Annotated in this window: 25 protein-coding genes, 1 tRNA gene and 1 riboswitch; of the genes, 12 read left to right on the top strand and 14 right to left on the bottom strand. The window is 47.5% G+C overall.

Annotation, left to right across the window (positions count from 1 at the left end):
- The first annotated feature begins 6 nt into the window (after positions 1 to 6).
- Positions 7 to 82 (top strand) — tRNA-Pro (locus tag AB1I50_RS08085).
- A 266-nt stretch (positions 83 to 348) separates the two neighbouring features.
- On the opposite strand, the gene AB1I50_RS08090 is transcribed toward AB1I50_RS08085, so the two are convergent.
- Positions 349 to 1,026 carry a DUF4368 domain-containing protein gene (locus AB1I50_RS08090; protein WP_407723537.1) on the bottom strand — a complete coding sequence of 226 codons (678 nt, stop codon included), beginning with the start codon at positions 1,024 to 1,026 and terminating at the stop codon, positions 349 to 351.
- 196 nt (positions 1,027 to 1,222) lie between these two features.
- On the opposite strand from AB1I50_RS08090, the gene AB1I50_RS08095 reads away from it, so the two are divergent.
- On the top strand, positions 1,223 to 1,543 hold the full coding sequence (locus AB1I50_RS08095) for a DUF3592 domain-containing protein (protein ID WP_407723538.1): 321 nt from the start codon (positions 1,223 to 1,225) through the stop codon (positions 1,541 to 1,543).
- A 62-nt stretch (positions 1,544 to 1,605) separates the two neighbouring features.
- Here AB1I50_RS08095 and AB1I50_RS08100 read toward each other — a convergent pair whose 3' ends face one another.
- Entirely contained in the window at positions 1,606 to 2,769 is a 1,164-nt protein-coding gene (locus tag AB1I50_RS08100; RefSeq protein WP_407723539.1) for a hypothetical protein, read from the bottom strand.
- 222 nt (positions 2,770 to 2,991) lie between these two features.
- Between AB1I50_RS08100 and AB1I50_RS08105 the strand changes: the two genes are divergently transcribed.
- A complete protein-coding gene (locus AB1I50_RS08105) occupies positions 2,992 to 4,398 on the top strand; it encodes an IS5 family transposase (protein WP_407725308.1) in 1,407 nt (468 codons plus the stop codon).
- A gap of 3 nt (positions 4,399 to 4,401) precedes the next feature.
- Here AB1I50_RS08105 and AB1I50_RS08110 read toward each other — a convergent pair whose 3' ends face one another.
- From AB1I50_RS08110 to AB1I50_RS08125, 4 genes are all read right to left on the bottom strand, one after another.
- On the bottom strand, positions 4,402 to 4,671 hold the full coding sequence (locus AB1I50_RS08110; protein WP_407723540.1) for a hypothetical protein: 270 nt from the start codon (positions 4,669 to 4,671) through the stop codon (positions 4,402 to 4,404).
- Positions 4,672 to 4,827: 156 nt separating this feature from the next.
- Positions 4,828 to 7,308: an InlB B-repeat-containing protein gene (locus tag AB1I50_RS08115; RefSeq protein WP_407725330.1), complete on the bottom strand. Its 2,481-nt coding sequence runs from the start codon at positions 7,306 to 7,308 to the stop codon at positions 4,828 to 4,830.
- Positions 7,284 to 8,165, bottom strand: a complete 882-nt coding sequence (locus tag AB1I50_RS08120) for a PI-PLC domain-containing protein (RefSeq protein ID WP_407723541.1) — start codon at positions 8,163 to 8,165, stop codon at positions 7,284 to 7,286. The genes AB1I50_RS08115 and AB1I50_RS08120 overlap by 25 nt, the downstream gene beginning before the upstream one ends.
- Positions 8,166 to 8,174: 9 nt before the next feature.
- Entirely contained in the window at positions 8,175 to 8,471 is a 297-nt protein-coding gene (locus AB1I50_RS08125; protein ID WP_407723542.1) for a hypothetical protein, read from the bottom strand.
- Between the two features lie 136 nt (positions 8,472 to 8,607).
- On the opposite strand from AB1I50_RS08125, the gene AB1I50_RS08130 reads away from it, so the two are divergent.
- The 5 genes from AB1I50_RS08130 to AB1I50_RS08150 all read left to right on the top strand — a co-directional run bounded on the left by AB1I50_RS08130 (position 8,608) and on the right by AB1I50_RS08150 (position 13,359).
- Complete coding sequence (locus tag AB1I50_RS08130) at positions 8,608 to 8,742, top strand: hypothetical protein (protein ID WP_407723543.1); 135 nt, start codon at positions 8,608 to 8,610, stop codon at positions 8,740 to 8,742.
- 259 nt (positions 8,743 to 9,001) lie between these two features.
- Positions 9,002 to 9,901, top strand: a complete 900-nt coding sequence (locus AB1I50_RS08135) for a hypothetical protein (protein WP_407723544.1) — start codon at positions 9,002 to 9,004, stop codon at positions 9,899 to 9,901.
- 285 nt (positions 9,902 to 10,186) lie between these two features.
- The gene (locus AB1I50_RS08140) at positions 10,187 to 10,513 is read left to right on the top strand and encodes a hypothetical protein (protein ID WP_407723545.1); all 327 of its coding nucleotides are present in this window, start codon (positions 10,187 to 10,189) and stop codon (positions 10,511 to 10,513) included.
- Between the two features lie 102 nt (positions 10,514 to 10,615).
- Complete coding sequence (locus tag AB1I50_RS08145) at positions 10,616 to 11,200, top strand: hypothetical protein (RefSeq protein WP_407723546.1); 585 nt, start codon at positions 10,616 to 10,618, stop codon at positions 11,198 to 11,200.
- The gene (locus AB1I50_RS08150) at positions 11,197 to 13,359 is read left to right on the top strand and encodes a YhgE/Pip domain-containing protein (RefSeq protein WP_407723547.1); all 2,163 of its coding nucleotides are present in this window, start codon (positions 11,197 to 11,199) and stop codon (positions 13,357 to 13,359) included. The genes AB1I50_RS08145 and AB1I50_RS08150 overlap by 4 nt, the downstream gene beginning before the upstream one ends.
- 138 nt (positions 13,360 to 13,497) lie before the next feature.
- Here the strand turns inward: AB1I50_RS08150 and AB1I50_RS08155 are convergent, their stop codons facing one another.
- Positions 13,498 to 13,794 (bottom strand): barstar family protein, encoded by a 297-nt coding sequence (locus tag AB1I50_RS08155; RefSeq protein ID WP_407723548.1) that lies wholly within the window; start codon positions 13,792 to 13,794, stop codon positions 13,498 to 13,500.
- 299 nt (positions 13,795 to 14,093) lie between these two features.
- Here AB1I50_RS08155 and AB1I50_RS08160 point away from each other — a divergent pair, with 299 nt between their 5' ends.
- The 3 genes from AB1I50_RS08160 (at position 14,094) to AB1I50_RS08170 (ending at position 16,530) form a co-directional block, all read left to right on the top strand.
- Positions 14,094 to 15,317, top strand: a complete 1,224-nt coding sequence (locus tag AB1I50_RS08160) for an ATP-binding protein (protein ID WP_407723550.1) — start codon at positions 14,094 to 14,096, stop codon at positions 15,315 to 15,317.
- 87 nt (positions 15,318 to 15,404) lie between these two features.
- Positions 15,405 to 15,881: an NUDIX hydrolase gene (locus tag AB1I50_RS08165; RefSeq protein ID WP_407723551.1), complete on the top strand. Its 477-nt coding sequence runs from the start codon at positions 15,405 to 15,407 to the stop codon at positions 15,879 to 15,881.
- Between the two features lie 136 nt (positions 15,882 to 16,017).
- A complete protein-coding gene (locus AB1I50_RS08170) occupies positions 16,018 to 16,530 on the top strand; it encodes an ATPase (RefSeq protein WP_407723552.1) in 513 nt (170 codons plus the stop codon).
- 595 nt (positions 16,531 to 17,125) lie between these two features.
- Here AB1I50_RS08170 and AB1I50_RS08175 read toward each other — a convergent pair.
- The 6 genes from AB1I50_RS08175 to AB1I50_RS08200 form a co-directional block, all read right to left on the bottom strand.
- The gene (locus tag AB1I50_RS08175; RefSeq protein ID WP_407723553.1) at positions 17,126 to 18,595 is read right to left on the bottom strand and encodes a tyrosine-type recombinase/integrase; all 1,470 of its coding nucleotides are present in this window, start codon (positions 18,593 to 18,595) and stop codon (positions 17,126 to 17,128) included.
- A complete protein-coding gene (locus tag AB1I50_RS08180; protein WP_407723554.1) occupies positions 18,596 to 19,753 on the bottom strand; it encodes a tyrosine-type recombinase/integrase in 1,158 nt (385 codons plus the stop codon).
- Complete coding sequence (locus tag AB1I50_RS08185) at positions 19,753 to 19,917, bottom strand: hypothetical protein (protein WP_407723555.1); 165 nt, start codon at positions 19,915 to 19,917, stop codon at positions 19,753 to 19,755. The genes AB1I50_RS08180 and AB1I50_RS08185 overlap by 1 nt, the downstream gene beginning before the upstream one ends.
- Before the next feature lie 263 nt (positions 19,918 to 20,180).
- Positions 20,181 to 20,594: a helix-turn-helix domain-containing protein gene (locus AB1I50_RS08190; protein WP_407723556.1), complete on the bottom strand. Its 414-nt coding sequence runs from the start codon at positions 20,592 to 20,594 to the stop codon at positions 20,181 to 20,183.
- Complete coding sequence (locus AB1I50_RS08195) at positions 20,581 to 20,775, bottom strand: helix-turn-helix transcriptional regulator (RefSeq protein WP_407723558.1); 195 nt, start codon at positions 20,773 to 20,775, stop codon at positions 20,581 to 20,583. The genes AB1I50_RS08190 and AB1I50_RS08195 overlap by 14 nt, the downstream gene beginning before the upstream one ends.
- 317 nt (positions 20,776 to 21,092) lie before the next feature.
- The gene (locus tag AB1I50_RS08200; RefSeq protein WP_407723559.1) at positions 21,093 to 21,365 is read right to left on the bottom strand and encodes a hypothetical protein; all 273 of its coding nucleotides are present in this window, start codon (positions 21,363 to 21,365) and stop codon (positions 21,093 to 21,095) included.
- A gap of 197 nt (positions 21,366 to 21,562) precedes the next feature.
- A riboswitch (SAM riboswitch) is annotated at positions 21,563 to 21,648 on the bottom strand.
- 122 nt (positions 21,649 to 21,770) lie between these two features.
- Here AB1I50_RS08200 and AB1I50_RS08205 point away from each other — a divergent pair.
- Complete coding sequence (locus AB1I50_RS08205; protein ID WP_407723560.1) at positions 21,771 to 22,487, top strand: MerR family transcriptional regulator; 717 nt, start codon at positions 21,771 to 21,773, stop codon at positions 22,485 to 22,487.
- 482 nt (positions 22,488 to 22,969) lie between these two features.
- Here AB1I50_RS08205 and AB1I50_RS08210 read toward each other — a convergent pair whose 3' ends face one another.
- The gene (locus AB1I50_RS08210; protein WP_407723561.1) at positions 22,970 to 23,254 is read right to left on the bottom strand and encodes a hypothetical protein; all 285 of its coding nucleotides are present in this window, start codon (positions 23,252 to 23,254) and stop codon (positions 22,970 to 22,972) included.
- Between the last annotated feature and the right edge of the window lie 83 nt (positions 23,255 to 23,337).

A 23,337-nucleotide genomic window follows, 5' to 3' on the forward strand; every position in this document is an offset into this window, starting at 1 on the left:
AAAAATCGGGGTGTAGCGCAGCTGGTAGCGCGCCTGCTTTGGGAGCAGGATGTCGGGGGTTCAAGTCCCTTCACTCCGACCATAATAGTACAGGGAGATACCAAAAAGGTATCTCCCTGTACTATTTTAATCAAGCAACGGAGGAGTGAAGGGACTTGAAGGCGAGCGTGTCAAGCCGTAAGCCGCGCGCACGGCGCAGACAAAAACGTCACAGAGTGACGTTTTTAGCGAGAGAGCCACGCTGCATTATCCAATTGCACACGCCGCAGCAAGCGAGCAGAAAGGTATGTAAAAATAAAAACCAACTTCACTCCGACCAGTATGAGTGTTGATAACGGACTTAAATTATCAACACTCATTTTCTTTGTGTTTATCTCCTATGCAGGAGCAGATTTCGGTCTGCTCCTGCTTTTTCTCTCTTTGTGCTATTTCTTTTGCTTTCCACCACCAGGCGGATTTTCCGTGCTGTGTGGGGAACATCTCTGTTGGAATATACTCGACCTTTACCCCTTGCCGTGTATCGGCGGTATAGTTTTTGTAATCCGGCTCTGTGGGGATCTCAATATAGCCGACAAAACGGTAATAGATCGCGATCCGCTGGGTGTAAAGCTTGCTGCTGCCCTCTTTCTCAAAGACGTCGATGTGGTCGATCAGTTCTCTGAGCATCGGCGCAGTCAAGGTCTGCATTTCCATGAACTTGCGGATTGCCTTGATGAAATCATCTTTGTTCTGCTCCATCTCGTGCAGCTTGGCGATGCGTTCCTTGTACTCAAAGATCTTGTCCTTCAGCTCCATACGCTCCAGCTCGTACTTCTGCGATAGCTGCATGAACATCTCATCCGTCAGCTTACCGGTAGCGTTGTCCTCATAGATTTTGACGAAGAGATCGGCTACCGTCTGACTTCTGACAGTCATCCTGTTCAGCTCACTCTCGAGATGCTTTTGCTCGCTGATCATGTCAGCGTTGGTTTTCTCAGCCAATAGCTCGGCAAACTCATCCTCGTGGTATTCCAGATACTTCGCCAACCGCCGCAATTCCTGCTTGACTACTTCTTCGTCGCTGTCTACATTATACCTTTGATAAAAACAGTAAAAAATACAATAAAAGATTCATTGCCGAACACTTCGGCAATGATGAAAACGAGCGTGTGGAGCAATTCATTAAAGACGCTTACAGCGCTCGCAAAAGTATATAATTAGAAAAACCCAACGGAGGTAAAAAATGTTTGGCAGGAAAAAGTATGACAGTGAATGTCAGGGAAGATATACCGGCGAGGGTGTGATCGACGGCAGACGTTTTAATGAATCGGGCGGTACTGCTCCGACTGACGGCATTCAGGTTGAGGCGTATATCGGCTTTAACACGGCGCACGCAGGTGGAAATATGCGCTATCCCGTCTATGAATACACGGTAAACGGTACGACATACCGCAGAGCTAAAACAGGCGTTTCATACAACAGCGGTCACGTTGCAAAAATGAAGGACAAGCCCTGCAAGGTGCTGTATAATTCAGCCGACCCGGGCGATTTAAAAGCAAAATAAAATCTAATGATAAAAGGCCGGTTCTATTATTTTGAGCCGACCTTTTGCATTTTGCATATTTATCATTTTTTTCGTATAACGCCCGTTATCCATCTTCCGCAGTAACGGCAGCAGTAGCTTTCGGTGACTGCTCCGACGATCGGCGCGCCGCAGCCGGGGCAGCGATCTTTTACGATTTGTTTTGCAAGGGCGATCCGCAGCACGCCGCCGTGCTTTTCGGGAGAACACCCGCGCAGATAGCCTTCCTTGACGGCGCCGACGATATGCTTGTACTGCGCTTCGGGAGTAACGCCGCTGTCAGGATTCTTTGCCTTTTGTATCCGGTCAAGGTCCTGCAAGGTCAAAAACGGTCTTGGAAAGCGCGCAAAATCCCTTGCGTAACGCTGTGAGGATTCGATAGTTATCATTCGCACAACGGTTATAGGAGCTGTCACAACTATCGCGGCGAGCGCAAACGCGAAAAGGATGATTGCGTTGAGAAGCTCTGACTGGAACAAACTGTATGAAGTGATGCCGCGTCCCAACATATCTCTGAAATACGGCTCGTTATTGTAATTGTTCACCATCGTCAAAAACACGATCAGAAAAATCAGGAAAAAGAACAGCTCAATACCAAAGCCGACAGCGTAACCGATACGCTTTTCCTGCAAGGGCGAGCCTTCATAATAGGCAGGGTTGTTCGGCTTGCGGTTGGTGTTGTCGTTGATGAAGTAAAGCCTCTGTCCCGATACGACCTGCGCAGTCAGGTCAGAGCTTCCGCAATACGGGCACCTGCCTTCAAAATACACGCGCTTTTCCATCCAACCGCCGCAGCTCCGGCAGGAGCAGGTAATTGTTTTGCTGTAAAGCTCGATAATCTCGGGATAGCGATAGTTGACGGTTTTGATTATCCTGAAATTTTTCATATATAGCGGACGCACGAGTCCGACGCGGCTTCTGATCTGCTCGGTCGTTTTTCCCGTCACCTCGGCAAGCTCCGCAAAATCGACATATCCGTTCAGGTCGCCTTCAAAATATCCGGAGAAAAAGACAGCGTCGTTGATCAGTCTTCGTGATATTCTGGAGCAAACGATCAATACGATCCCGATGATGATAAGGAAAACCGATTCGGGGAAAGCCCGGGCGTGAAGAATCGTGAACCAGTCACCAAAGTAACCGACGATCAACTGCGTTATGATCGCCACGGAGCTCGATACAAGAAATACACCAAGAATTAATAAAATCACATTTTTCACTTTTAAAAATTTGATAAGACCGTTTTTCAGATACATAGCTTAAGACTCCGATACTGTTTTCTGTATAATCAATTCTATCATAAGCACTAAATAATGTAAACTGAACAATCCCGATCATCCGATAAACAGTGCAAAAATCATCGAAATATGGTATAATAAATGCAAGGAAAACGGCTGAAAAGCCGCAAAAAGCTTGCATTTGGAGATGATGGGATGTATAAATTCGACAACGGACAGATAAGTTTAGAAGATTTCGGACAGCCGATAGGCATGAATCTGAAAAACAGCAACCGTTGGGTTAAGCGTGCGCAGACGATTCCGTGGCTTGAGATCGAGAAAAAATACGCGAAGCTTTTCTCTAACAAGAAGGGCAATGTGGCAAAGTCACTGCGCCTTGGTCTCGGCGCGAGGATCATCCAAGCCGAGTACGGCTACTCCGACGCCGAGACCCCGCTTCAAATCCAAGAGAATCCGTATCTCCAATACTTTTGCGGCTATAAAGCCTTTGATGACAGCAAGCCCCCGTTTGATCCGTCGATGATGGTCTACTTCCGCAAACGCCTGACGCCTGAGATCATCGGAGAAATCAACGAAATGATAATCTCCGCAGAGCAGGCAAAGCTTGAAAAGGAGAAGGAGAAATCGAGCAAAGACGAATCCGATGACGATGATAAGAACAGCGGAACCATGATCGTTGACGCGACCTGTGCTCCGTCGCAGATCTCATATCCGCAGGATGTATCCTTACTCAACAAAGCCCGCGAGTGCAGCGAGAAAATCATTGATGAGCTGCATGTCAAAGGCGAGCAAAAGCCCCGTACATACCGTAAGAAAGCGCATAAAGACTACACTTCTTACGCCCGCATCCGTAAGCCAAAGGCAAAGCAACGTCGTAAGGCAATCAAAAAGCAGCTTGGCTATCTCAACAGGAACATCGGTCATATTGAGAAAATGCTTGTCGGCGGGAAAGCATTACCTGCTAAATTTGAGCAAAAGTTTTCCACAATCCAAACAATCTACGCGCAGCAGAAAGAAATGTACGTCAACCGCACCCAAAGCGTCAAGGACAGGATTGTCAGTCTGAGCCAGCCGTGGATCCGCCCTATTGTGCGCGGAAAAGTCAAGGCAAAGACGGAGTTCGGTGTGAAGCTCGACATCAGCGTTTGCAATGGCTGGACGCGTCTTGAAAGGCACAGCTTTGACGCTTACAATGAATCCACGGGCTTGAAAGATATGATTGAGCGGTACAAAGAACGAACGGGACATTATCCCGAGCGTGTGCTTGTCGATAAAATCTATCGCACGCGCGAGAACCTGAAATACTGCAAGCAACACAAAATCAGGCTTTCGGGACCGGCTCTCGGCAGACCGAAAAAGGACGCTGAGATCGACAAAAAACAGAATTACATCGATGAGTGTGAGCGCGTCGAGGTTGAGCGCAAATTCAGCCTCGCCAAGCGCAAATGCGGCATGGACATGATAGTGACAAGGCTGAAAGAGACAACTTGCCACAGCATTGCTATGTCCGTTCTGCTTCTCAATCTGAGGAGGATCGAGAAGTTGAGGGCGGAGATATTAGCGTTGCTTTTCCGCAGTTTGAAATTGGGGTTTGTTCAGTAGATATTAAGTAGTACCGTCGAGCTCTGCGGTCGCCGTATAGTTGATAATCCCGTCCTTTGTATTGCTTGTGACAGCCGCGTTAATGATTTCCTCATGCTTGCAGCGGGAATCGGCGCAGGTGAATTTCGCCGTTGCCGATCTGTGATCGTCCGCCCATGTCCATTTCGGCTCGCCGTAGGTATGAGCGTCGGTAAAGGAGTATGTCATACTCTTCTGACTAAAGCTCGATCTGTCAAAGCCGGTCGCGTGCTTTATGCGGGCGGTGACGTTCATATTGTTGAAGATTCCCGCGCCGCATTTGATTTTTCCCTCATAATCGAGCTGAATATCGAGCGCATAGCCGCCGGTGCTGTTCGCCCATGAGAAAGCATATTTGCCGATCGTACCGAGATTATCGGTATCGCCCGTTACCTTTGTGACAAATATTGCTCAGAAGGTATAGGGCTTGATCTCGGTGATGTTCTCATTGAGCCGGAGTACAAACGGGTGCAGATCACGGTTTCCGTTCCTGAACAGCTTGCTGTTGTTCGTTTCGGTAATATCATCGTTGCCGAGCACGGTGATCGGCTTGCCGTTGAACGTCTTGGGGATCACAAGCTCTTCGAGGTCCTGTGTCGGACCGGTGTAATAGTTGATTTGATACGCCGCGCCGTTGTTGATGAGCTTGAAATCAAAGTAGCTCAGCTCGACCGACTCAAGCTCCTCGCCGACGCCTCCGTCCTCATTGACGGCGTATTTCTTGTCGTTCACCTCATAGTATGCGACTTGTCCGAGAATATAGTCGCCGTTTTCGTCAATTCTCGGCTCAACAAGCGCAGAATACCGTAGGAACACCGCGGTATATGCCGCCGCCTTTTTGGCAGCGGGCAGTTTATCGGCGGCATAGGTATTCTCGCCGTCTGTCCAGCCGACAAAGGTAAAGCCGTCCTTGAGAGGAAGCTCGCCCGAAAAGACGGGCGTGTCGTCGTATCTTAGCTCAGAGGATTGCAGGATCGTGCCGTCCTCGTCGGCAAAGGTGATCGTAAAGGTCGCGTTTTCATCTATCTTGGGGATCGAGCGCGTCTCAATATGGGAGGCGTCGTTCCGGCATACACGGGTTTCCTCGCCCTCTTCTGTCAAGGTCGCTTCCTTTGTGACCGTCCACTTGCCCCAGTTGTGACCGAGGGCGGGAAGCTCGATCTGTATCGTTTGATCCTCAGCCCAGTCTTTATCAAAGTCAGCTTTCAGCTCCTTTACTCCGGGCGTTGTACAGCCTGCCTCCGTCACGATCGTCTCGGCAGCGATAACGTACTCGGACTCTGTATGCGCGTCGTCTCTTTTGCAGGTTCTGATTGCCGAACACATATAATGATGTGTCTCTATGTCCGGAATATCGCAGTCGTTCTCCCATGTATATACCGGCTCGCCCCAGTCATGTCCGAGCGCGGGTATGATCTCCGGCTCTTCGATTTTTTGCGTTCCTTTTTCATCCGCAAACAGGTTTCCTTCCTCGTCTGTCCAGTATGCCTTGTATCCGTAAGACATACAGGTCGGAGCAAGCTCGTCTGTTTTGGTCAGCGTGCCCACGGCGGTTTTCGGGACGATGGTTTTGTTTTGAGAAGATATAATATCCTGCGCCGAAACAGCGCCTGCTTCATCCTTATAGCGGAACGGCTTATCCTCATGGAGAACAAGGTTTCCGTCATAGGAGCAGGAGGTGATGGAATCGTCCGCGTTCGTCCATGAGAGGTCAACGGTACAATTCTCGCCGCCGATGCCTGCATAGGGAGTAGCGCTGTAGTCGGCTGAGGCAATCACATTGCCGCCCGTTATGGTAACGGTACCGCTCTGTCCGCCTATCGCCCATCCGCTTTTTTCATCGGAATAGCTTCTTGCCGTTGCGTTCACTCTGCCACCGGTGATCGTCACGTCAGCATCGACTGTCGGCTGACCCGCGGCGGTGCTGCCCGCGCCGATCGCCGGGGATTCTCTTAAGCCTCCGTAAGCGTTGACTCTGCCGCCGCTGATGACGACCTTAGTGCTGTTCTCGCCTACGCTGCCGATTGCGGGCGCATATTCTTCGGAGTACGCCGTTACAACGCCGCCGGTGATCGTGACAGATCCGCCCGAGCCGCCGATCACGGGCAGGTGAAGATTGCTCATACTACTGCTATTTGCCCTTACGGAGCCGCCGTTGATGGTGATGTTTGTATCCAAGCCGCCGATCGTCGCGGCGCCCGCGTTTCCTGTTACCATGACCGTTCCGCCGTTGATAATGACAGAGCCGCCCGGTTCGGAAAGCGATGTGCCGATCGCGGCGTCTGAATAGTTTCTGAAGACTTCGAGCGAGCCTCTTGTCATGACGTCCGTAGACTGCGCCCAGATAGTCAGCGAGGAGCCCTGCGGCACCTTGATTCCCTCGTGTAGCCTTAGAGTCACTCCGTCGCAGAGGATGAGGTTGACGTCTCCGTCTATTACTAATCCGGTTCGATCTCCGCCGAAATCCTTTTGAGCGGCATACCAGCCGCCGGAAGCGCCGCTTTCGCTGAGCGTAAAGAGTCCCTCAAGGCTGTCGTCAAAGATTCCCTCAGCCTCCTCAGGAGGCATACTGCTTCCGTTTGCATCGACATAAGGGATACTGCTTTCATCCCATTTAGCATATAACGTCATATTGCTGTAGACGGGATCGTAGTCAAAATACCAATAGTCATAACGGGTAGCCTCCGGCTTTGTGTACCAGCCCGAGAAGCTATATCCTTCGCGCAAGGGAGGCTCGGGTGCTGACACATAGCCTCCGGGAAGGATGTCCTGAGATTTGACAGAGGAGCCGCCGGTACTGTCGAAGGTCACACGATACGTCCGGTTCCACGGATCCTGATTTCTGCGGTTGAAAATCGTACTGTATATCAGCCGTGCGAGTTCATAATCCATGAAATCGGTTTCAAGACAGCCGGTATACAAGTCAGGATATTCGCGCAAAAGTCTACATAGCGACGGATTGATCTTAGCAGCGCCGTCGTCAGGCCAGACCATATCATGATTATCTTCGATAAGATAAACGATATCCGCGCCGGCGAGCCCCCGAGCGCTGCTCCTCCGATGATACCAGCGAGAAATCCTGCGAGAAGAACGTCTGAATCTTGGTAGCTCAGACTGGTATATATAATAGACCAAGCGTCCTTGCCCTTGCTTCTTGCGTCATTCTTTCTGAAAGCGGCATTATAATCGCTCATCAGCGAGCTTTCAATATATTTCCATTTTCCGCTTGGTTTTATATTGTAAACGTCCTCAGTCCAAACCTCAACCGTATCGAAGTCAGTTGTTTTTGCCATTGTTCTGTTGTATTCATCTCCGCCTTCAAAGCTGCTGACGTCGAGCGCCCAGTATGTGCCGTCGTCAAGCAGATAATTCGGCTGATAAACTGCATTTTGATATAGCTCATCTTCGGATTCTGTCAATTTCAGACGACTGAGGATAACCAGCTTTCCGCGCGCCTCGCCGAGCGTCGGTGCATGATCGCCGCAGTATATTTTGTCGGGCTGCTCGGCAAGCAGATCTTGGAAATACTTGTAAATATCTTGATCACATTTATCCTTATCGCATTTGATCTGGATTATCATCGTTTCGCTTTCATGGAACGAAAGAAACCGTAGCATACCCCTAATCACTTCGTCCAGTCTCAACCTTTCGCCGCCCACTCCGTTGAGGTAGATAGAGCCGTGACACAGGGTGAGCTTTCCGTCATCCTTACCGATTCGCAAATCAAAGTAGCGAACCCCGTTAGCCATTTGCTCCATTTAATAATAATCCTGCGTCCGGACAAAATGATCCAGCCATGTGGAATAATCCATATCGACCGCGCAGGCGTCATGGATACCCGGTATGCTCAGCTCGTTGAGCTTTGCGTCGTCGGGAATATAACTCATCCATTCCTTATCCCAATGCGAGTTGAGATTATCATATCCGGGATAGGCTGTCAGTTTGCTCGGTGTTTGAGCCGCTTGGACCTTCTCAACAATCGGAATAACGGTAAATATACTGACGATCATCACGACTGACAGGAGTATACTGACCGATTTTCGTAATATCCTCATTTTGTCCTCCATTCCCGGCAAAAACTACCGAGTATATTTTTACATAATGTATTATAATCTAAAATCCGGCTTTTGTCACTACTAAAATGGCGAAATACCGTATATATTTGCACAAATCGAGACGAGGAAAATGCTGATGGATTATCTGATACTAATTTCAATTAAAACGCTTAAAGAAGATATTTGCGGAAAATTTCAACGCCGTTTGCTGCGAGGAACGACTGAAAAAACCTTGACGGGTATTCTGCAGATGGCTGCGCCGCCGAGCTGATTGATCAATTTTAACGAAAAGGACAGCCGCATTTTCCGTGCGGCTGTCCTTTCCGACTGTCGAAAAACATGCTGTTTCCTTGACAATCGAAGAAAACGGATATATAATATGTGCGGTCCGAAAAAATGTTTATCATATAACCATCGGCGGCAGGAACGCCTGACGGCGCAAGCCCTGCGCGCTGCTCCGCTGCAAAAAGCTGAAACTATTTTAACCGAAAGGAGTGCGGCTTTTCTATCTGACCAAGCCGCGTGATTTGATGAAAAAGATTATTTGTGCTGTGCTGATGACAACGATGCTGTTCTGTTTTGCCGCGTGCGGAAAACAGGAGGCGCCTCACACGGAAGGCAATTCCTCGTCAGAGGTCGTCTATGAGACGGAAGATTTGAATAAAACGCTTGATTTTGATTTTGACGAACAGGTGATTTACGAATCGAAAAACATCCGTGTTACGGCGCTGTCTGTCCTTTCGATCAATCCGGGAATACAATTCAAAATCGAAAACCTGTCCGACCAAACGCTTTCTGTCGCCCCGGAAAACAACGGTTTTATCGTCAACGGCTTGGTGGTAGAAAGCAATGCTTCGCCCTGCCGGATAGAACCTCATGCCGAAGCGAATATGGAGATACAGATGTTGGAGCATTTTCTCCGGTTTTCCGGAATTGAAAAAGTTCAAAACGTGGTGATGAACTGGCGCGCGGACACGGAAGGGGCTTCTTTCTCAGATCCGCCGTTTGAGAGCCTGCACGATATGAAGCTGGCATCAAAGACGCTTGGCGATGATTTCACTCAGGAATTCAAAACCGGCGAGAAGGTCGTCTATGAAAAAGACGGCGTTCGCATAACCTATATCGGAAAAGACGCATATGAACAGAACGGTACCGTGGATTGTATGCTGTTCAGCGTTGAGAATAACAGTGACCGGGACATTTCCCTGTTTGCGAATAAGATAAGCGTTGACGGAAAAGCGTACCGGTCAGACACGCAGCAAAACGACGGATACGCTCCCAAGACAAAGGGCGTATTATTTGTAGCGGCATTCGCTGCCGATTCCGGCGAAGAAGTCCGTTTCAGCGGCAAAGCTTCGCTTGAACTGTCGCTGGTCAGCGCGAAGCCTTCGCTGACGCGTGAAGCATTCACCTTTGAAACCACGGTATAATACGATCTTCTCATAAAAAGACCGGCGATCATAAGATTCAGGGCGTGCGGGTACTTGACCCCCACGCCCTGTTTTTTTGTGTCGTCAGCACGCCCATGCCGCCGTTTCCTTCACGGGAAAAAAGGGAAAATCGGGGGGTGGTTTGTAAAGTATTCTATAAAAATATTTTCCGGCTCCCTCGCGCGTTAGAAAAATATAGAAAACTTTACATTTCCCCCCTCGAAATTCCCTATTTTCCCGATTTTATTCTTTGCTGAACCGTGCTGAGATAACAAACTGTTTGTTATGCGTCAGTATGGTGACGCGGTGTTTTATCAGTTCTTCGGTAAAGGCTTTTTTGCCCAGCGGACGAACATTGACGTCGCGGCACCAGTCGTTGTAATCGCGCTGAACTTCGGTCAGCCGGATTCTGCCGTAGGTCTCGCCGAGGTCAAGCCGACCTATGTGCGCCTGTTCGCGGACACCGCCGTCAAGGCGGAGGAGGTCGACGAATACCGCGCCAGATCCGCAAGTGCGCGCGCCGCTGAGCGTGAGCGCCAGAGGCTTTCGACAAAGCAATATATCAATACCAACCTATCGTTAAAAAGGGCTATGGGACACAAAAGGCATTGACGAGAATACCCTGCGCCGCGCGGCACAGGGTGTTTTTTGCTGTTCCGCACTTGATTTTCATGCATAATTATCGTACAATAGCTCTGTTGAGGAGATGAGAACATGGCGAAGAAAAGGAAAAGCGCAAAGCCTTCCGTTCCGGAGGCTCAGAAATCCGCTCCGTTAGATGAAACAAAAGTAGATCCTGAGAATAAAGAAGCGGAAGTCGATGCGGCGGATATGGAACCCGTTGAACAGGCACCGGAGGATCCGGCGCCTATGGAGGAAGAGATCACTCTTTCTCCCGATACGATCGAAGAGATCGGAGAGCCCGACAAGGAGCTGGTATTCCAAAATGTCGCGAGAGCTTACGAGGAAGCCAAGCGCAAGCGTGAGAAATACAAGAAAATCGGTCCGATCTTTGTGTTGGTCTCGGGTATCATCTTTCTTGCTTTGATGTTCACACTCGAGAACAAGATCACGTTTCTGATCTTTTGGGTCATTACGATTCTATACACCGTCGCTTTGATGATCCGTACAGAATACAAGTATCACCTGTTCCGGAAATATCTCGGTCTGAAAGAGGAAGAAACCGCGGAAGAAGTAAGCGCGGAGACTGAAACGGAAGAATCACAGCCGAATGGATCGACCGAGGTGCAAGCGCCAAAGACCGCGTCATCAAAGAACCAACAGGAGGAGAAAGAATGAAAAAGATATTTTCTGTTTTCCGATTAGATCTGAAAAGCCTGACCAAGAACCTGATTGTATTTGTCGTCGTGATCGGTATCACCATCTTACCGGCGCTTTACGCGTGGTTCAATATCGCCGCCAACTGGGATCCGTATTCCAATACGGGAAATCTGGCGTTCGCGGTATGCTCCGAGGATAAGGGCTACAGCTACAAGACCCTGTCGATCAACGCGGGCGATAAGATCATAGACAGCCTCAAGCAGAACGACAAGATGGGGTGGGAGTTTGTTGACGCAGATCAAGCGAAGGATGGCGTCAAAAACGGCGAATACTACGCCGCCGTGATCATTCCCGAGGATTTCAGCGAGAATCTGCTCTCGATCACGACCGGTGATTTTACGCAGGCAAAGCTCGAATACTACGTCAATGAAAAAAGGAACGCGATCTCTCCCAAGATCACGGATAAGGGAATCGAAGCAATCGAAACAAGCGTCGGCTCGACCTATGTCAGCTCGCTGACAGAGACGATCGCTAAGGTGCTGAATCTTTCCGAAAGCGAATACAGCGAAAGCAAGAACGATCTTGCAGACAAAGTAATCACTGCCTTAAATGACGCAAAAACAGATATCAGTACCTTTGATTCCTCTGTTGATGTGCTGATCACGACGCTGGATTCCATTGACGGTCTGATTAAATCGAACAAGGAATTAGTGCCTACGATCCAGTCGACCCTTGCGGGCGCGGGCGTGTTCACTGCCGACGTAGCGGAGACTCTTTCATCGACGCAGGGCATCGCGTCTCAGATCACGACCTCCCTTGACGGCTTGATCGGCTCCGGTTCCACCTACATGGACAGCGTATCGGATCAAATGGATGATGTGTTCGGCGCGTTGAGCGACGACGCGGAGGCTGTGTCCAATAAGCTGGCAAAGATCGAGACGATCAATCAGAAGATCAAATCTGTCAACAATGTTGTTATCGGTATTCTGGAAAAAATCAAGTCTAATTTAGGCGTTGATTCTTCAAAGGCGCTGAGCGCTCTCAACCGCGCGAACGAGAAGCAGGACGCTATCATCAATAAAATAGACAGCATCCGCGACAATATCACAAAAACAGGCAATCTGCCAGCAAACGCAAAGTCTGAAATTGAAACGCTGATCGGCGACGCCAAAACGGAGCTTTCCTCCGCGGCGACGGAATTCAGCGCGATCCGCCAGAATATCGACGCGGTCGTTTCCGATTCTTTCTCTTCGCTTAACGATATTACCGGCTTCCTCCAGACCGTGAGTTCCGGTACGGGTCAGCTTGATACGGTGTTTGACAGCGCGCTGGATACCACCGCCAATCTCAAGAAAGCCCTTAAAAGCCTGAAAAGCTTTCTGACAAACGTCGATGGTAAGATCGACACGCTGATCGAAAAGGTCAAGGACGTCGAAAGCTCCAACCTGATCGAAAACATCATCACGCCGATCATCGAGAATCCCGAGGCGCTGGGCAGCTTTGTATCCTCTCCCGTCGCTTATGATACCACAAGAGTCTATCCGATCGAAAACTACGGCTCTGCGATGACGCCCTTCTATTCTTCGCTTGCTCTTTGGGTAGGCGGCGTTGTGCTGGTTGCGGTACTCAATACCGACCTTACCCAAAAAGACCGCAAAAAGCTCGGAAAGGCAAATTCTGTACAGCTCTTCTTCGGCAGATATATGATGTTCCTCGCAATCAGCCTGATCCAGGGGCTGATCATCGCGCTGGGCGACTTGTATTTCCTCAAGATCCAATGCGAGAATCCTCTGCTGTTTATTGCCACCTGCATGATATCCAGCATCGTCTATTCGCTGATCATCTATTCGCTGACGATCACCTTCAGCGTAGTCGGCAAAGCGCTCGCGGTCATCATACTGATCCTGCAGGTAGCCGGCTCCGGCGGTACGTTCCCGATCGAGGTTCTTCCCGCGCCGTTCAAGGCGATCGCGCCGTTTTTACCGTTCAAATACGGGATCAACGCCCTGCGCGAGACTGTCGCGGGCTTGGATTGGGGCAGCTACTGGCATAACCTCGGTATGCTGCTGATCTTCATCGTTCCTGCACTGATCCTCGGTCTGCTGCTGAGAAAGCCGTGTATCAAGATCATCGCCTTCTTCAATGAAAAGATCGAGGAAAGCGATCTGGTGATATAATCGGCAAGATAAAAAACATAACATAGCAGAGTATTAATCAACTGTAGATACTCGAAGCGTGACCACCCGTTTTTACGGGTGGTTTGTTTTAGAGCTATATGCCCCGAGAATAGCCGCTTGTTCATAACGAGCAAGCGGCTATTCTTCCGTGATTATTATTTTAAAAATAACATTGGGCAAATTGCTGTGTACATCATCAAACACCTTGAGCATAGTCTGCGCGTATTGTCGCATATCATCCGACACTGTTTCTAACCCTTTGATTTCAACGGTTACATTCTCATCATCTTCATACCAGCCATCTAAACAGTCCCATAGAGCATCCCAATTCTCACCGTAATAATCCGGAAGCTCAAACTTTATTTTCAGTTCCCTATGGAGTTGTGCAGGATATTCCATATTGGTAAAGTCTAATGTTATCTTTATTTCTTTCATATTAATACTATTTTCTAATAAAACAGCTTATGGTACGCTGACAGGAGTTTTCTTAAAAAGTTTTTCAGAAATCTGATCCTCGGTGACAATAACGAGCTGAAAAACGTTACCTGTTGATCGGAGCGGATTTATCGACGACTGAAAAAATCGGCGATAAACTTACGCGCGAAGCAAGAATGAAATATTCCAAAATGGGAAAACTTATACGAAATCAAGAAAAATATTCCCGTTTCGGAATATTTGTTGACTTTTTCGGAATGCTATTCTATAATGGAATCAGATGAACGGAGGTGCCCTGAGTGATTAAAAGAACGGATTATCTTAACGAACTGAATAAGTGGAAAGACGAACAGGTAATTAAGGTCGTTACCGGAATACGCCGCTGTGGTAAATCAACGCTGTTAGAGCAGTTCCAAACGGAGCTTGTCAGTAACGGTATATCCCGTGAGCAGATTATTGCGGTGAATTTTGAAGCTCTTGAATTTGAGGAGCTTTTGGATTATAAAAAGCTGTATGCATACATCGTAGATAAGATAGTGCCGGATAAAAAGAATTATGTATTTCTTGATGAAATCCAAATGGTTAATGATTATCAAAAAGCGGTTGACAGTCTTTTTATCAGGGATAATATCGACATTTATATTACAGGCTCCAACGCATATCTCCTTTCCGGAGAACTTGCAACACTGTTATCCGGCAGATATGTTGAGATCAATATGCTTCCTTTGTCCTTTTCCGAATACCGCAGCGCCAAAACAGACGGTTCTGACGACGCCGCCTTTGCGGACTATCTTCGCTTGGGCGGACTACCGTATATCGTTATGCTTGATGACGCAAATGAAAAGGCGGACACTTATCTTGAAGGAATATACAATACTATTATCATCAAGGATATTGAAGAACGGCAGAAAAGAAAAGACAGAGACGGCAAACGCAACATTAACGATATTGCTTTGCTGAAAAACATAGCGCGTTTTCTTGCGTCTTCTGTCGGAAATCCTGTTTCTATAAAAAGTATAGCGGATTATATAACCTCGTCGGGGCGAAAGGTATCGCAAAACACGGTCAGTGAGTATGTATCTGCGCTTGTAGAGCCGTATATTTTTTATCCTGTGGAGCGGTATGACGTGGAAGGCAAACAACTGCTCAAGCAAAATCAAAAGTATTACATTTCCGATTTGGGATTACGCCGGTATATGGTAACAAAGAAAAACTATGACCTTGGATTCTCCTTGAAAAATGTCGTGTATCTTGAACTGAAAAGAAGGGGATACAGAATCAATATCGGCAAGGTAGGAAGTACGGAAGTGGATTTTGTGACAGAAAAAAACGGAAATGTCACTTATGTACAGGTAACCGCGTCAATGACAGATGAAAAAACCTTTGAGCGGGAAATAGCTCCGTTAAAAGCAATCAGGGATAACCATCCGAAAAAAATTCTGACTCTTGACAGATTTACTGCCGGCAATTATGATGGCATTACTGTTGAGAATGTGATAGATTGGCTTTTGGAGCGAGTTTAACGCTGTATTCTTTGTTTCATGCGGCGCAGATTTTGACCTGCAAAAATCTGCCGGCAGCGGTACAATAGCAGGACGAGGAGGGATAGCATGGACTGCACATTTCAAACAGAGCTAGGAAAATTCAACTACCGCGTGGGCGTGATCATCCACAGCGGAAGAAAGGTTTTGATGGCGCGCAATCCGAATGAAGAACGCGCGTTTTATTACTCCGTCGGCGGACGCGTCCGCTTCGGAGAGAGTATGGAAGAAGCCGCCTCGCGCGAGCTGAAAGAGGAAACAGGCATCGATTGCGAGCTTGACCGCCTTGCGGCGATTCACGAGAACTTTTTTATCGATGACGACGGCGTGTTTTTCCATGAGATTTCCTGCTTCTTCACCGTCAAACCGAACGAACAGCTTCTGCAAATCAAGGACGGCACCCGAACCGACGGCGGCCCCGGTGGAGAATATTTAGAGTGGATTGATTTGGAGCATTCGGAAAACATTACTCTTTATCCCGATTTTTACCGCACCATGGATTTTGAAAACGATAGGGAAGTGAAGCATTTCCTTTCGAGGGAGTGAAAAGAGAATACGGCGTGATAAAAGAGCGGCTTTCTTTGTTCATGCGGCTCAGATTTTGACCTGCAAAACGGTTGTTATTTGCGTTTTGGTATGTTATATTGAAATTGAAAAGCAAGACAAAGAAATCAGGTTTATTATGAAATATATTTTAATCGCCGGAATAGACGGTGTAGGAAAGACAAGCTTGATTGGCGTTCTAAAGGGATTTGAATTTATTTCTGATGATGTATATGATGATAGAAATGAAAATTCAACTAAAATCTCCTACTGCCTCGAAAACAACCTGACCTTTACGCAGGAAACTACGCTTGCCGGTCACCGGGTGGAGAAAACAATCCGTCAGGCTCGTCAGCAGGGATATGATGTTGTGATGTTCTATGTCGGGTTGAATTCCGCGGAAGAAAGCGTTTTGCGTATTGCCAACCGTGTGCGCAAGGGCGGTCACGATATTCCCGAAGAGTATGTAAGGCTGAGATACCAAAACCGCATAGAATCGCTCAAAAAAGTCTTGCCGTTGTGTGACGAGATTGTTTTTTATGATAACGAAAACGGTTTTGTCAAAGTGGCAGAAATCAAAAACAATACCTTCAATTATACAAACGGTTACCGACCGGATTGGATTATGGAGGTTGAGCAGATTGTCTGCTGACCACATACCCGACCATAACGCGCTTTGGGGCACCCGGAAACAGTGCGGCAAAGAGCGCCAAAGAGCAACTTTTCCGGAATGAAAACCACTATATGTTGTGGTATGGATTTATTCCCAGTCTATTTTATCTCTTTGGGAGCAGGATGTCGGGGGTTCAAGTCCCTTCACTCCGACCATATTAATAATCGGTTACCCATAAAGGGTAGCCGATTATTAATTTAGCCAAAGTAGAGGAGTGAAGGGACTTGAACAGGCTGTGCCAAGCCATAAGCGTAAGCGAATGGCGAAGGTAAAAACAGTCCGGTGGACTGTTTTTAAGCCGCCGAGCTCAGCTAAGTTATCCAATTGCACACGCCGAAAAAAACGAGCGGAATGGTATGCAAAAGCAAAACAAACTTCACTCCGACCAACTATTAGGATATTCCCCTGAACTATTTTAATCGAGAACGGAGGAGAGAAGGGAGTAGAACAGAATGTAAAAAGCAAATTTTATAATATATCTTGAAATAAATGAAAATTTAAGATAATTCTAATATGATTCTTGAATCGACTTAACAACAGTCCTGATTTTTTGGGCTTTTTTTTGATTACAGCGTCACAAATTTTGACATGTCAACTGATTTTGTTCTTCTTTCAGCCTGTCTTTCTCCGCTTTGATCTCATCGCGGACTTTGGGGATCATTTCTTCGAGGAGCTTTTCGCATTCCCCGCGCGTTTTGGCGTAGACGGTATGGACCTCTCGTTTGCCGTGAGCGTTGGTCGGGGAATACCGTCCTTCAAACAGGTTGTCGCTTATTTGATAAATCCCGCCGGTGCCTGCCTTGCGGATTTTGCCTTTATACGGCTCGAAATTCGCCGAACACGGCGCGTTTACGGCTTTTTCGGGTACTTCTCCGTTGTCGTACTCACCGTGCTCAAACGGCTCGTTTTTGGCGAAGTGCTTTTCAATTTTGTTAGCCGCGCTTTTCTGCATTTCATCTGTAATGTGGCTGTAGATGTCGAGCGTGGTCGCAGACGACACGTGACCGATGATCGCCGAGAGCGTTTTAATATCCATTCCGTGCTCGAGCGCGGTAGTGGCGAAGGTGTGGCGCAGGTCATGAAAGCGGACGCGCTTGCACTGCGCTCTGTCCAAGGTTTTTACCATTTTGCGGTACACGCTTTGAGGGTCGATCGGTTCTCCTTCCTTGACCGGAGATGGGAAAATCCATTCCGAATCGACCTTTTCACGGTGGGATCTCAGCACGTTCAGCACGGACTGCGGAAGGATTATCGATCGGTTTGACTGCTTGGTTTTAGGCGTTGAAATAATCACGCCGTGGTTAACGTGGTAAGCCTGGCGTTGAATGTGAAGCGCTCCGGTTTCAAAATTGAGGTCTGACCACTTCAAAGCGCAAATCTCGCCTCGTCGCATACCTGTTGCGAGCTCGAGCAGGGCGAGCTCGTAGAAGTCGTCCTGCTTTGCCTGAATCAGGAACCTGCGCATCTCATCGTGAGTGAGCACCTGCATCTCCTGTGATTTTTTCGGCGGGAGTTTACAGCCGGCGGCGGGATTTATTTTTATCAGGTTTTCTTCTACCGCCTTTTGCAGAGCGGAACGGCACGTTGCGTGACAGGAGCGAACCATTCTGTCCGAAAGTCCCGTTCCGTAAATTTCAACCTTCGTTTTGCGCCCGTTCTTTTTTAAGTCGGCATAGAACTTTTGCAGGTCGCTCTGTTGGAGCTTGTTCAGCGGTATATCGCCGATTGCGGGAATGATATGCAGATAAATTCTGTCCTCATAACAGAGCTGGGTAGTAACGCGGATTGTCGGCTTTGAATAGGTTTTATACCAGAGGTCAAGCCAATCACCAAAGGGCATATCGGGTTTCGCCTTGCCGGTGACGATACCGCATTTCTGCTTCAGCTCCTCGAGCTTTTTCTGACACTCGGCTTTGGTTTTCGCGGTCACGCTTTTGGTTTTAGGCGTGCCGTTTTCTTTATAATCAACTACGATCCTGCCTTCCCAGCGGCCGTCTTTTCTGAGGCGCAGAGTGCCTTGTCCGGCTTTTCTTCGCTTTGCCATTTACAATTCACCTCCGAATATTTCATCTATGAAATCGCCGACGACAGCGGAAGCGTTTTTCTGCATATCGGTGGTGACGTGAGTGTAGGTGTCGAGCGTGAAGCTCGCGTTTGTGTGACCGAGGATCCCCGACAGTGTTTTCGCGTCTACTCCGCTTGTCAGCGCGTGGGTAGCGAAGGTGTGGCGCAGGTCGTGGAAGCGGATATCGGGAAGTCCCGCACCTTTCAGAATCACTTTGAGTCGGTGGTATGCCGAACTCGGCGCGGTCGGCTTTTCCGGAGCGAGCAGGCTCGGGAATATCCACTCGCTTACGGAGTTCTTTTTCCGCTCTGTCAGGATTTTGAGAGTGCCTTTCGGCAGAAGGATCGTCCGTGTTCCTTTTTCGGTTTTTGTCTCGCCGATATTAACTTCTCCGCCTTCCGCCTGAGAAACCGAACGCTGGATTTTAAGTTTTCCGGCGCTCTCGTCGAGGTCGCTCCACTTCAGTCCGCAGATTTCTCCCAACCGCAGACCTGTTGTGATTTCCGTGTAGAAGAAGTCGTGCCACATCGGTTCGTCGAGAATCGCTTTTATAAATATTTCAAGCTGTTCCTCGTTGAGAATTTTTTTCGGCGCGTAATTGTTTTTCGGAATCCTTGCGCCCTCGGACGGGTTTTTGAAAATCAGATTTGCCTTGACCGCAGAATCAAGAATTTCATGCAGGAGCATGTGGATTGCTCTGACGGTTGAGTCCGCGAGAGTTTTGTGATTGCCGACCTTGTTGACCTCTTTTCGGCTCAGAGAGTTATAAAATTTTTGCACGTCCCTCGACGTTATAAACCGGAGCTGTTTGCTGCCGAGCGCGGGGGCAATATGATTTTTTATATTGCGTTTATAACCCGTCACAGTGTTTTGGCGCAGAGCGGGCTCAGCGTATTCCGCGAGCCATTTCTTCATCCATTCGTTGAGCGTGATGTTGCTTTCCTCGGAAAAGTCCGCTCCTTGATAATCTTCGATCGCTTGGCGGAGCTTTGGCATAAGCTCCTTTTGTGTTTTGGCAAACACACTTTTGTATATGGGAGAGTTGTCATCCTTGTGACCGATAACGATTCTTCCTTCCCAGCGACCGTCAGATCTTTTGCGGACAAGTCCGTCGCCGTCAGGTCTTTTTCCGGGCATTATACCACCTCCTCAGCAACACAGGATACCACAAGTTTTGAAACATATCCAGACCTAATCATCATAATAACCGTCAAGTATTTCTTCGAATCTAACTTTGCCGCGCGTTTTACCAAATCTTTGTCCAAGTAAAGACCGGCGCGCTTCATATTTTCAGAATCCATTAATACCTCCAAAAAATCGTGTTAATCAAAATCAACCCACTTCAAAACGGCTTAAAATTGCCGAAACTCGTGATTTCACCTCGAAATATGCGCCTAATTCAGCACCAACGGGTAAAACCCGACACACACATTGACGCCTATTTTTAATGTGCAAAAACGGCTTAAACAGTCGGCATTGCCGGCTGAAGTGGTCCGTCCGGCGCCTCAAATAGGCGTCGGGCTTTCTCCTTACTTTTCGACCTTGTGTTTTTCGCCTGTTTTACCTAAGCCGAGTGTTTAATACCGCCGTTAAGGATTTGCTTTTGGTGGAACTCATCCACCGCGTATTTGATCGGAAGAATTTGATACTTCAAGTTACCGTTGCGTTTGAGTCCCGCGCTTGTTATCACACTCGTATGCTCGGTGGTTATCAAACCTTTTTCTTCAAGGCTGTGAACATATTTCATCACAGTGTTTCGGCTCATACGAAGCGCCTTGCCGATCGTTTTGAACGAGGGATAACAAGAATAAGTTTTGCGGTCTTCCATCCGCATCAGATAACAGTACAGCGCGATCTCTCCCGCGCACAGATCCATATTGAAGATTTCGTTGGGGAGAGGGAAGTAATTTCCGACTCGCGGCGGAGATTTGTATATAAAGAATTTGCAGAGAGTTTTGACAATATCACTTGCCGGCATTGTCATTCACCCACTTAATAAATTTTTCCTTCGGCACTACCATTCGCGCGCCGATTTTCAAGGTCGGAAAAAATTTTTCGTGCATCAGTTCATACGCTCCCGAGCGCGAGATGCCGAGCACGCTCGAGACGGTTTTCACGTCGATGAACAAGGGAAGTTCATCATAGGTTTTGTAAACCAATTTTTCTGTCCTTCTTTCGGGCAACAAAAAAGACCCGTTACTTGTCAAGTCACAACGCACACACCTCTCCCTTGGTGCGATTGTGATATGTAAAAAGTAAGCGAGTCAAACTCAAAAATTATTGCTTGAAGATAAATTATCAAGCTATGTGATATGTAAAAAGATAATATTCAATTCTCTATTTTATATTTTAACACATTTGGAAACCCGTGTCAATAGCAAATTAGAATATTTGTTCGGATATTTAAATTGTTTTTTGTTGAGGTATAAATACAGCCACCGCGCCGATATAAATCAGCGCGGTGTCGTAGCAGTTTTTAATCAGCTAATAGTTTTTCGCAGTCATATGCAATAATATTTTCCGCGCCTGATTGTGCCGCGATTCTGCCGTAGGTACCGACATAGCAAAGCATCTTGTCCGGGAGCACTGCAATCAAATCCGATGGATGTTTTTCGGTTGGCTTCGCGCCGCCGCCGAATAAGAATCCTCCTTTTTCTGCAAGGTAGAAAAACCGTTTGCAGTCATCAGCACTGTTCATTTTTACATAGACTTTTTTGTCGGGGTTAATAAGACTTTTGATTGTTTTCATTTTTGATCCTCCAAAAAATTATTACCATAAAGAGGACATAAGAAAAACGCCCATCGTTACTGACAGGCGTAGTAAATCAAAGGATTACCCTCGCAAAATATAGTCGTTGCGCGTCGCAGTTAAAACTGCTCCTTCAACTCCTTATTTTGCGCAGCGCTTTTGCTCCCTTCATCCGCCACCGGCGGCGGTCGCAACGCTACCCATCGTTCAAGCATTACCACCTTACACATTGCAGGTTGGTGTGCGGTCAACGAGCTTGTCTCTCGCGCACTCTTTATAGGTTGGTTTCAGTATAACGCAATCGGAGGCACTTGTCAACACCGAAGAATTGTTATAAAATATTTTCAGAAAACGCTTGACTCTGACGTTGCGTCATAGGTTATCATAGAACCCGAGGTGAGGAAAATGAAAATGCAGATTAAAGAATTCGCGGAGCTGACAGGCGTGAGCGTGCGTACGCTACACTATTACGACGAAATCGGTTTGCTGAATCCATCCGAGGTCGACGCGCAAAACGGATACCGTTTTTATGACGAAAAATCCTTGGAGCGAATGCGGGTAATTTTATTTTACCGCGAGCTGGATTTCTCGCTGAAAACGATTGCGGAGATTTTATCCTCACCCGAATACGACAAACAGCAGGCGCTGTCACGTCAAAGGAAGCTGCTGCTATCGAAAAAAGAACGGCTGGAGCAGTTGATTGCGGCAATCGACAGCGTGGAGAAAGGAGAAGATTTTATGAAAACGAATAACGACTACGAAGCCCTGAAAAATCAATATGCCGAGGAAGTAAAACAACGTTGGGGCAATACCGACGCGTACAAAGAAAGCCAAAAGCGAAACACGGATTTCAGCAAGTCGGCGGCTTTACTCGACGCGGTATTTGAGGAATTTGCCGAACTCAACCGCAGCGGTATTTTGCCAAACGATGAACCCGCGAAAGTTCAGGTTGAAAAATTACAGCAGTGCATTACCGACAACTTCTACACCTGCACAAACGAGATCCTCGCAGGCCTCGGTCAGATGTACGTAGTTGACGAGCGTTTTAAAACCAACATCGACAAACACGGCGAGGGTACGGCAGAATTTGTTTCGGCGTGTATCAAATCTTACTGTGAATAATTCAAACAGCGTGCAAACGGAGTTTCGGTTTCGTTTGCACGTTTTCTAATTATATCTTGTTAATAAATTTAATTCATTGCTTGAATGAAAAAGAGAAAGTAGGGTAAATACACTTAAGAACGGAAAAACAACATCAGAAAGGAAAATAGGGGTAGAAAACAGTAGCAAAGTATGGTAAAATACACCTAAATTCAGCAAAAACAAGTGAAACAAGGCATAGCAAAGCAGACGTATCACGAACGCTTATGCAAAAGTAAACGCAATACGTCGAAATCGTGAGTATATGGAAATACACGAGCAGTTGCGCCTTACCGTCGGGGATAAGAAACATTAGCATAACTGAAGTTTTGAGGAACAACATTGTCAAAATACGCTGACCTTTTTTCCTTGAACCCACAACCGTATCCATCTGAACGACAGGCATATTAGGGTGGGATTCCATATATTTCTTAAAATCCTCATAGGATCGACCAAGCCTGTAATTAGGGATTGGAGCCGATTTCGGTAATCTCCGTTTCTGCGACGGAAGTCTTTTGCTCAAGCTCGGCGTTCTTTGCCTTAAGAGCCTCGTTTTCGGCGATGAGAGCCTGCACCTGCTGAGCAAGGCGGTTCTTCTCGTCAACGGCAGTGCCTGCGTCGGCAAGCTTGCGCGTGAGCACGTCAATATCGCTTTTTTGGGCGCTGAGCAGCATAATCAACTGCTCCTTGCTCATACTTTTATAATTAACAGTTTCGGTGTATGCGTTTTCCTTTTGAAATAATGCCATAAAAAATCCCCCGTTCAGGTTTTAATAAATTTATTTTACCATATATAATGAAAATACAATTCTGCAATACGCACGGTTTTTGT

It is taken from the genome of Ruminococcus sp. NATIVEDY161, assembly GCF_045819895.1.
GTDB lineage: Bacteria > Bacillota > Clostridia > Oscillospirales > Acutalibacteraceae > Ruminococcoides.

Bases quoted from the DNA above. Each gene is read 5' to 3' on its own strand.
- AB1I50_RS08205 (WP_407723560.1), top strand. From the start codon at position 21,771: ATGAAAATGCAGATTAAAGAATTCGCGGAGCTGACAGGCGTGAGCGTG.
- AB1I50_RS08125 (WP_407723542.1), bottom strand. From the start codon at position 8,471: ATGAGGATATTACGAAAATCGGTCAGTATACTCCTGTCAGTCGTGATG.
- AB1I50_RS08165 (WP_407723551.1), top strand. From the start codon at position 15,405: ATGGACTGCACATTTCAAACAGAGCTAGGAAAATTCAACTACCGCGTG.
- AB1I50_RS08105 (WP_407725308.1), top strand. From the start codon at position 2,992: ATGTATAAATTCGACAACGGACAGATAAGTTTAGAAGATTTCGGACAG.
- AB1I50_RS08095 (WP_407723538.1), top strand. From the start codon at position 1,223: ATGTTTGGCAGGAAAAAGTATGACAGTGAATGTCAGGGAAGATATACC.
- AB1I50_RS08115 (WP_407725330.1), bottom strand. From the start codon at position 7,308: ATGGATTATGAACTCGCACGGCTGATATACAGTACGATTTTCAACCGC.
- AB1I50_RS08190 (WP_407723556.1), bottom strand. From the start codon at position 20,594: ATGCCGGCAAGTGATATTGTCAAAACTCTCTGCAAATTCTTTATATAC.
- AB1I50_RS08120 (WP_407723541.1), bottom strand. From the start codon at position 8,165: ATGGCTAACGGGGTTCGCTACTTTGATTTGCGAATCGGTAAGGATGAC.
- AB1I50_RS08110 (WP_407723540.1), bottom strand. From the start codon at position 4,671: ATGAACGTCACCGCCCGCATAAAGCACGCGACCGGCTTTGACAGATCG.
- AB1I50_RS08210 (WP_407723561.1), bottom strand. From the start codon at position 23,254: ATGGCATTATTTCAAAAGGAAAACGCATACACCGAAACTGTTAATTAT.
- AB1I50_RS08130 (WP_407723543.1), top strand. From the start codon at position 8,608: ATGGATTATCTGATACTAATTTCAATTAAAACGCTTAAAGAAGATATT.
- AB1I50_RS08175 (WP_407723553.1), bottom strand. From the start codon at position 18,595: ATGGCAAAGCGAAGAAAAGCCGGACAAGGCACTCTGCGCCTCAGAAAA.
- AB1I50_RS08170 (WP_407723552.1), top strand. From the start codon at position 16,018: ATGAAATATATTTTAATCGCCGGAATAGACGGTGTAGGAAAGACAAGC.
- AB1I50_RS08180 (WP_407723554.1), bottom strand. From the start codon at position 19,753: ATGCCCGGAAAAAGACCTGACGGCGACGGACTTGTCCGCAAAAGATCT.
- AB1I50_RS08145 (WP_407723546.1), top strand. From the start codon at position 10,616: ATGGCGAAGAAAAGGAAAAGCGCAAAGCCTTCCGTTCCGGAGGCTCAG.
- AB1I50_RS08150 (WP_407723547.1), top strand. From the start codon at position 11,197: ATGAAAAAGATATTTTCTGTTTTCCGATTAGATCTGAAAAGCCTGACC.
- AB1I50_RS08200 (WP_407723559.1), bottom strand. From the start codon at position 21,365: ATGAAAACAATCAAAAGTCTTATTAACCCCGACAAAAAAGTCTATGTA.
- AB1I50_RS08135 (WP_407723544.1), top strand. From the start codon at position 9,002: ATGAAAAAGATTATTTGTGCTGTGCTGATGACAACGATGCTGTTCTGT.
- AB1I50_RS08185 (WP_407723555.1), bottom strand. From the start codon at position 19,917: ATGGATTCTGAAAATATGAAGCGCGCCGGTCTTTACTTGGACAAAGAT.
- AB1I50_RS08140 (WP_407723545.1), top strand. From the start codon at position 10,187: ATGCGTCAGTATGGTGACGCGGTGTTTTATCAGTTCTTCGGTAAAGGC.
- AB1I50_RS08155 (WP_407723548.1), bottom strand. From the start codon at position 13,794: ATGAAAGAAATAAAGATAACATTAGACTTTACCAATATGGAATATCCT.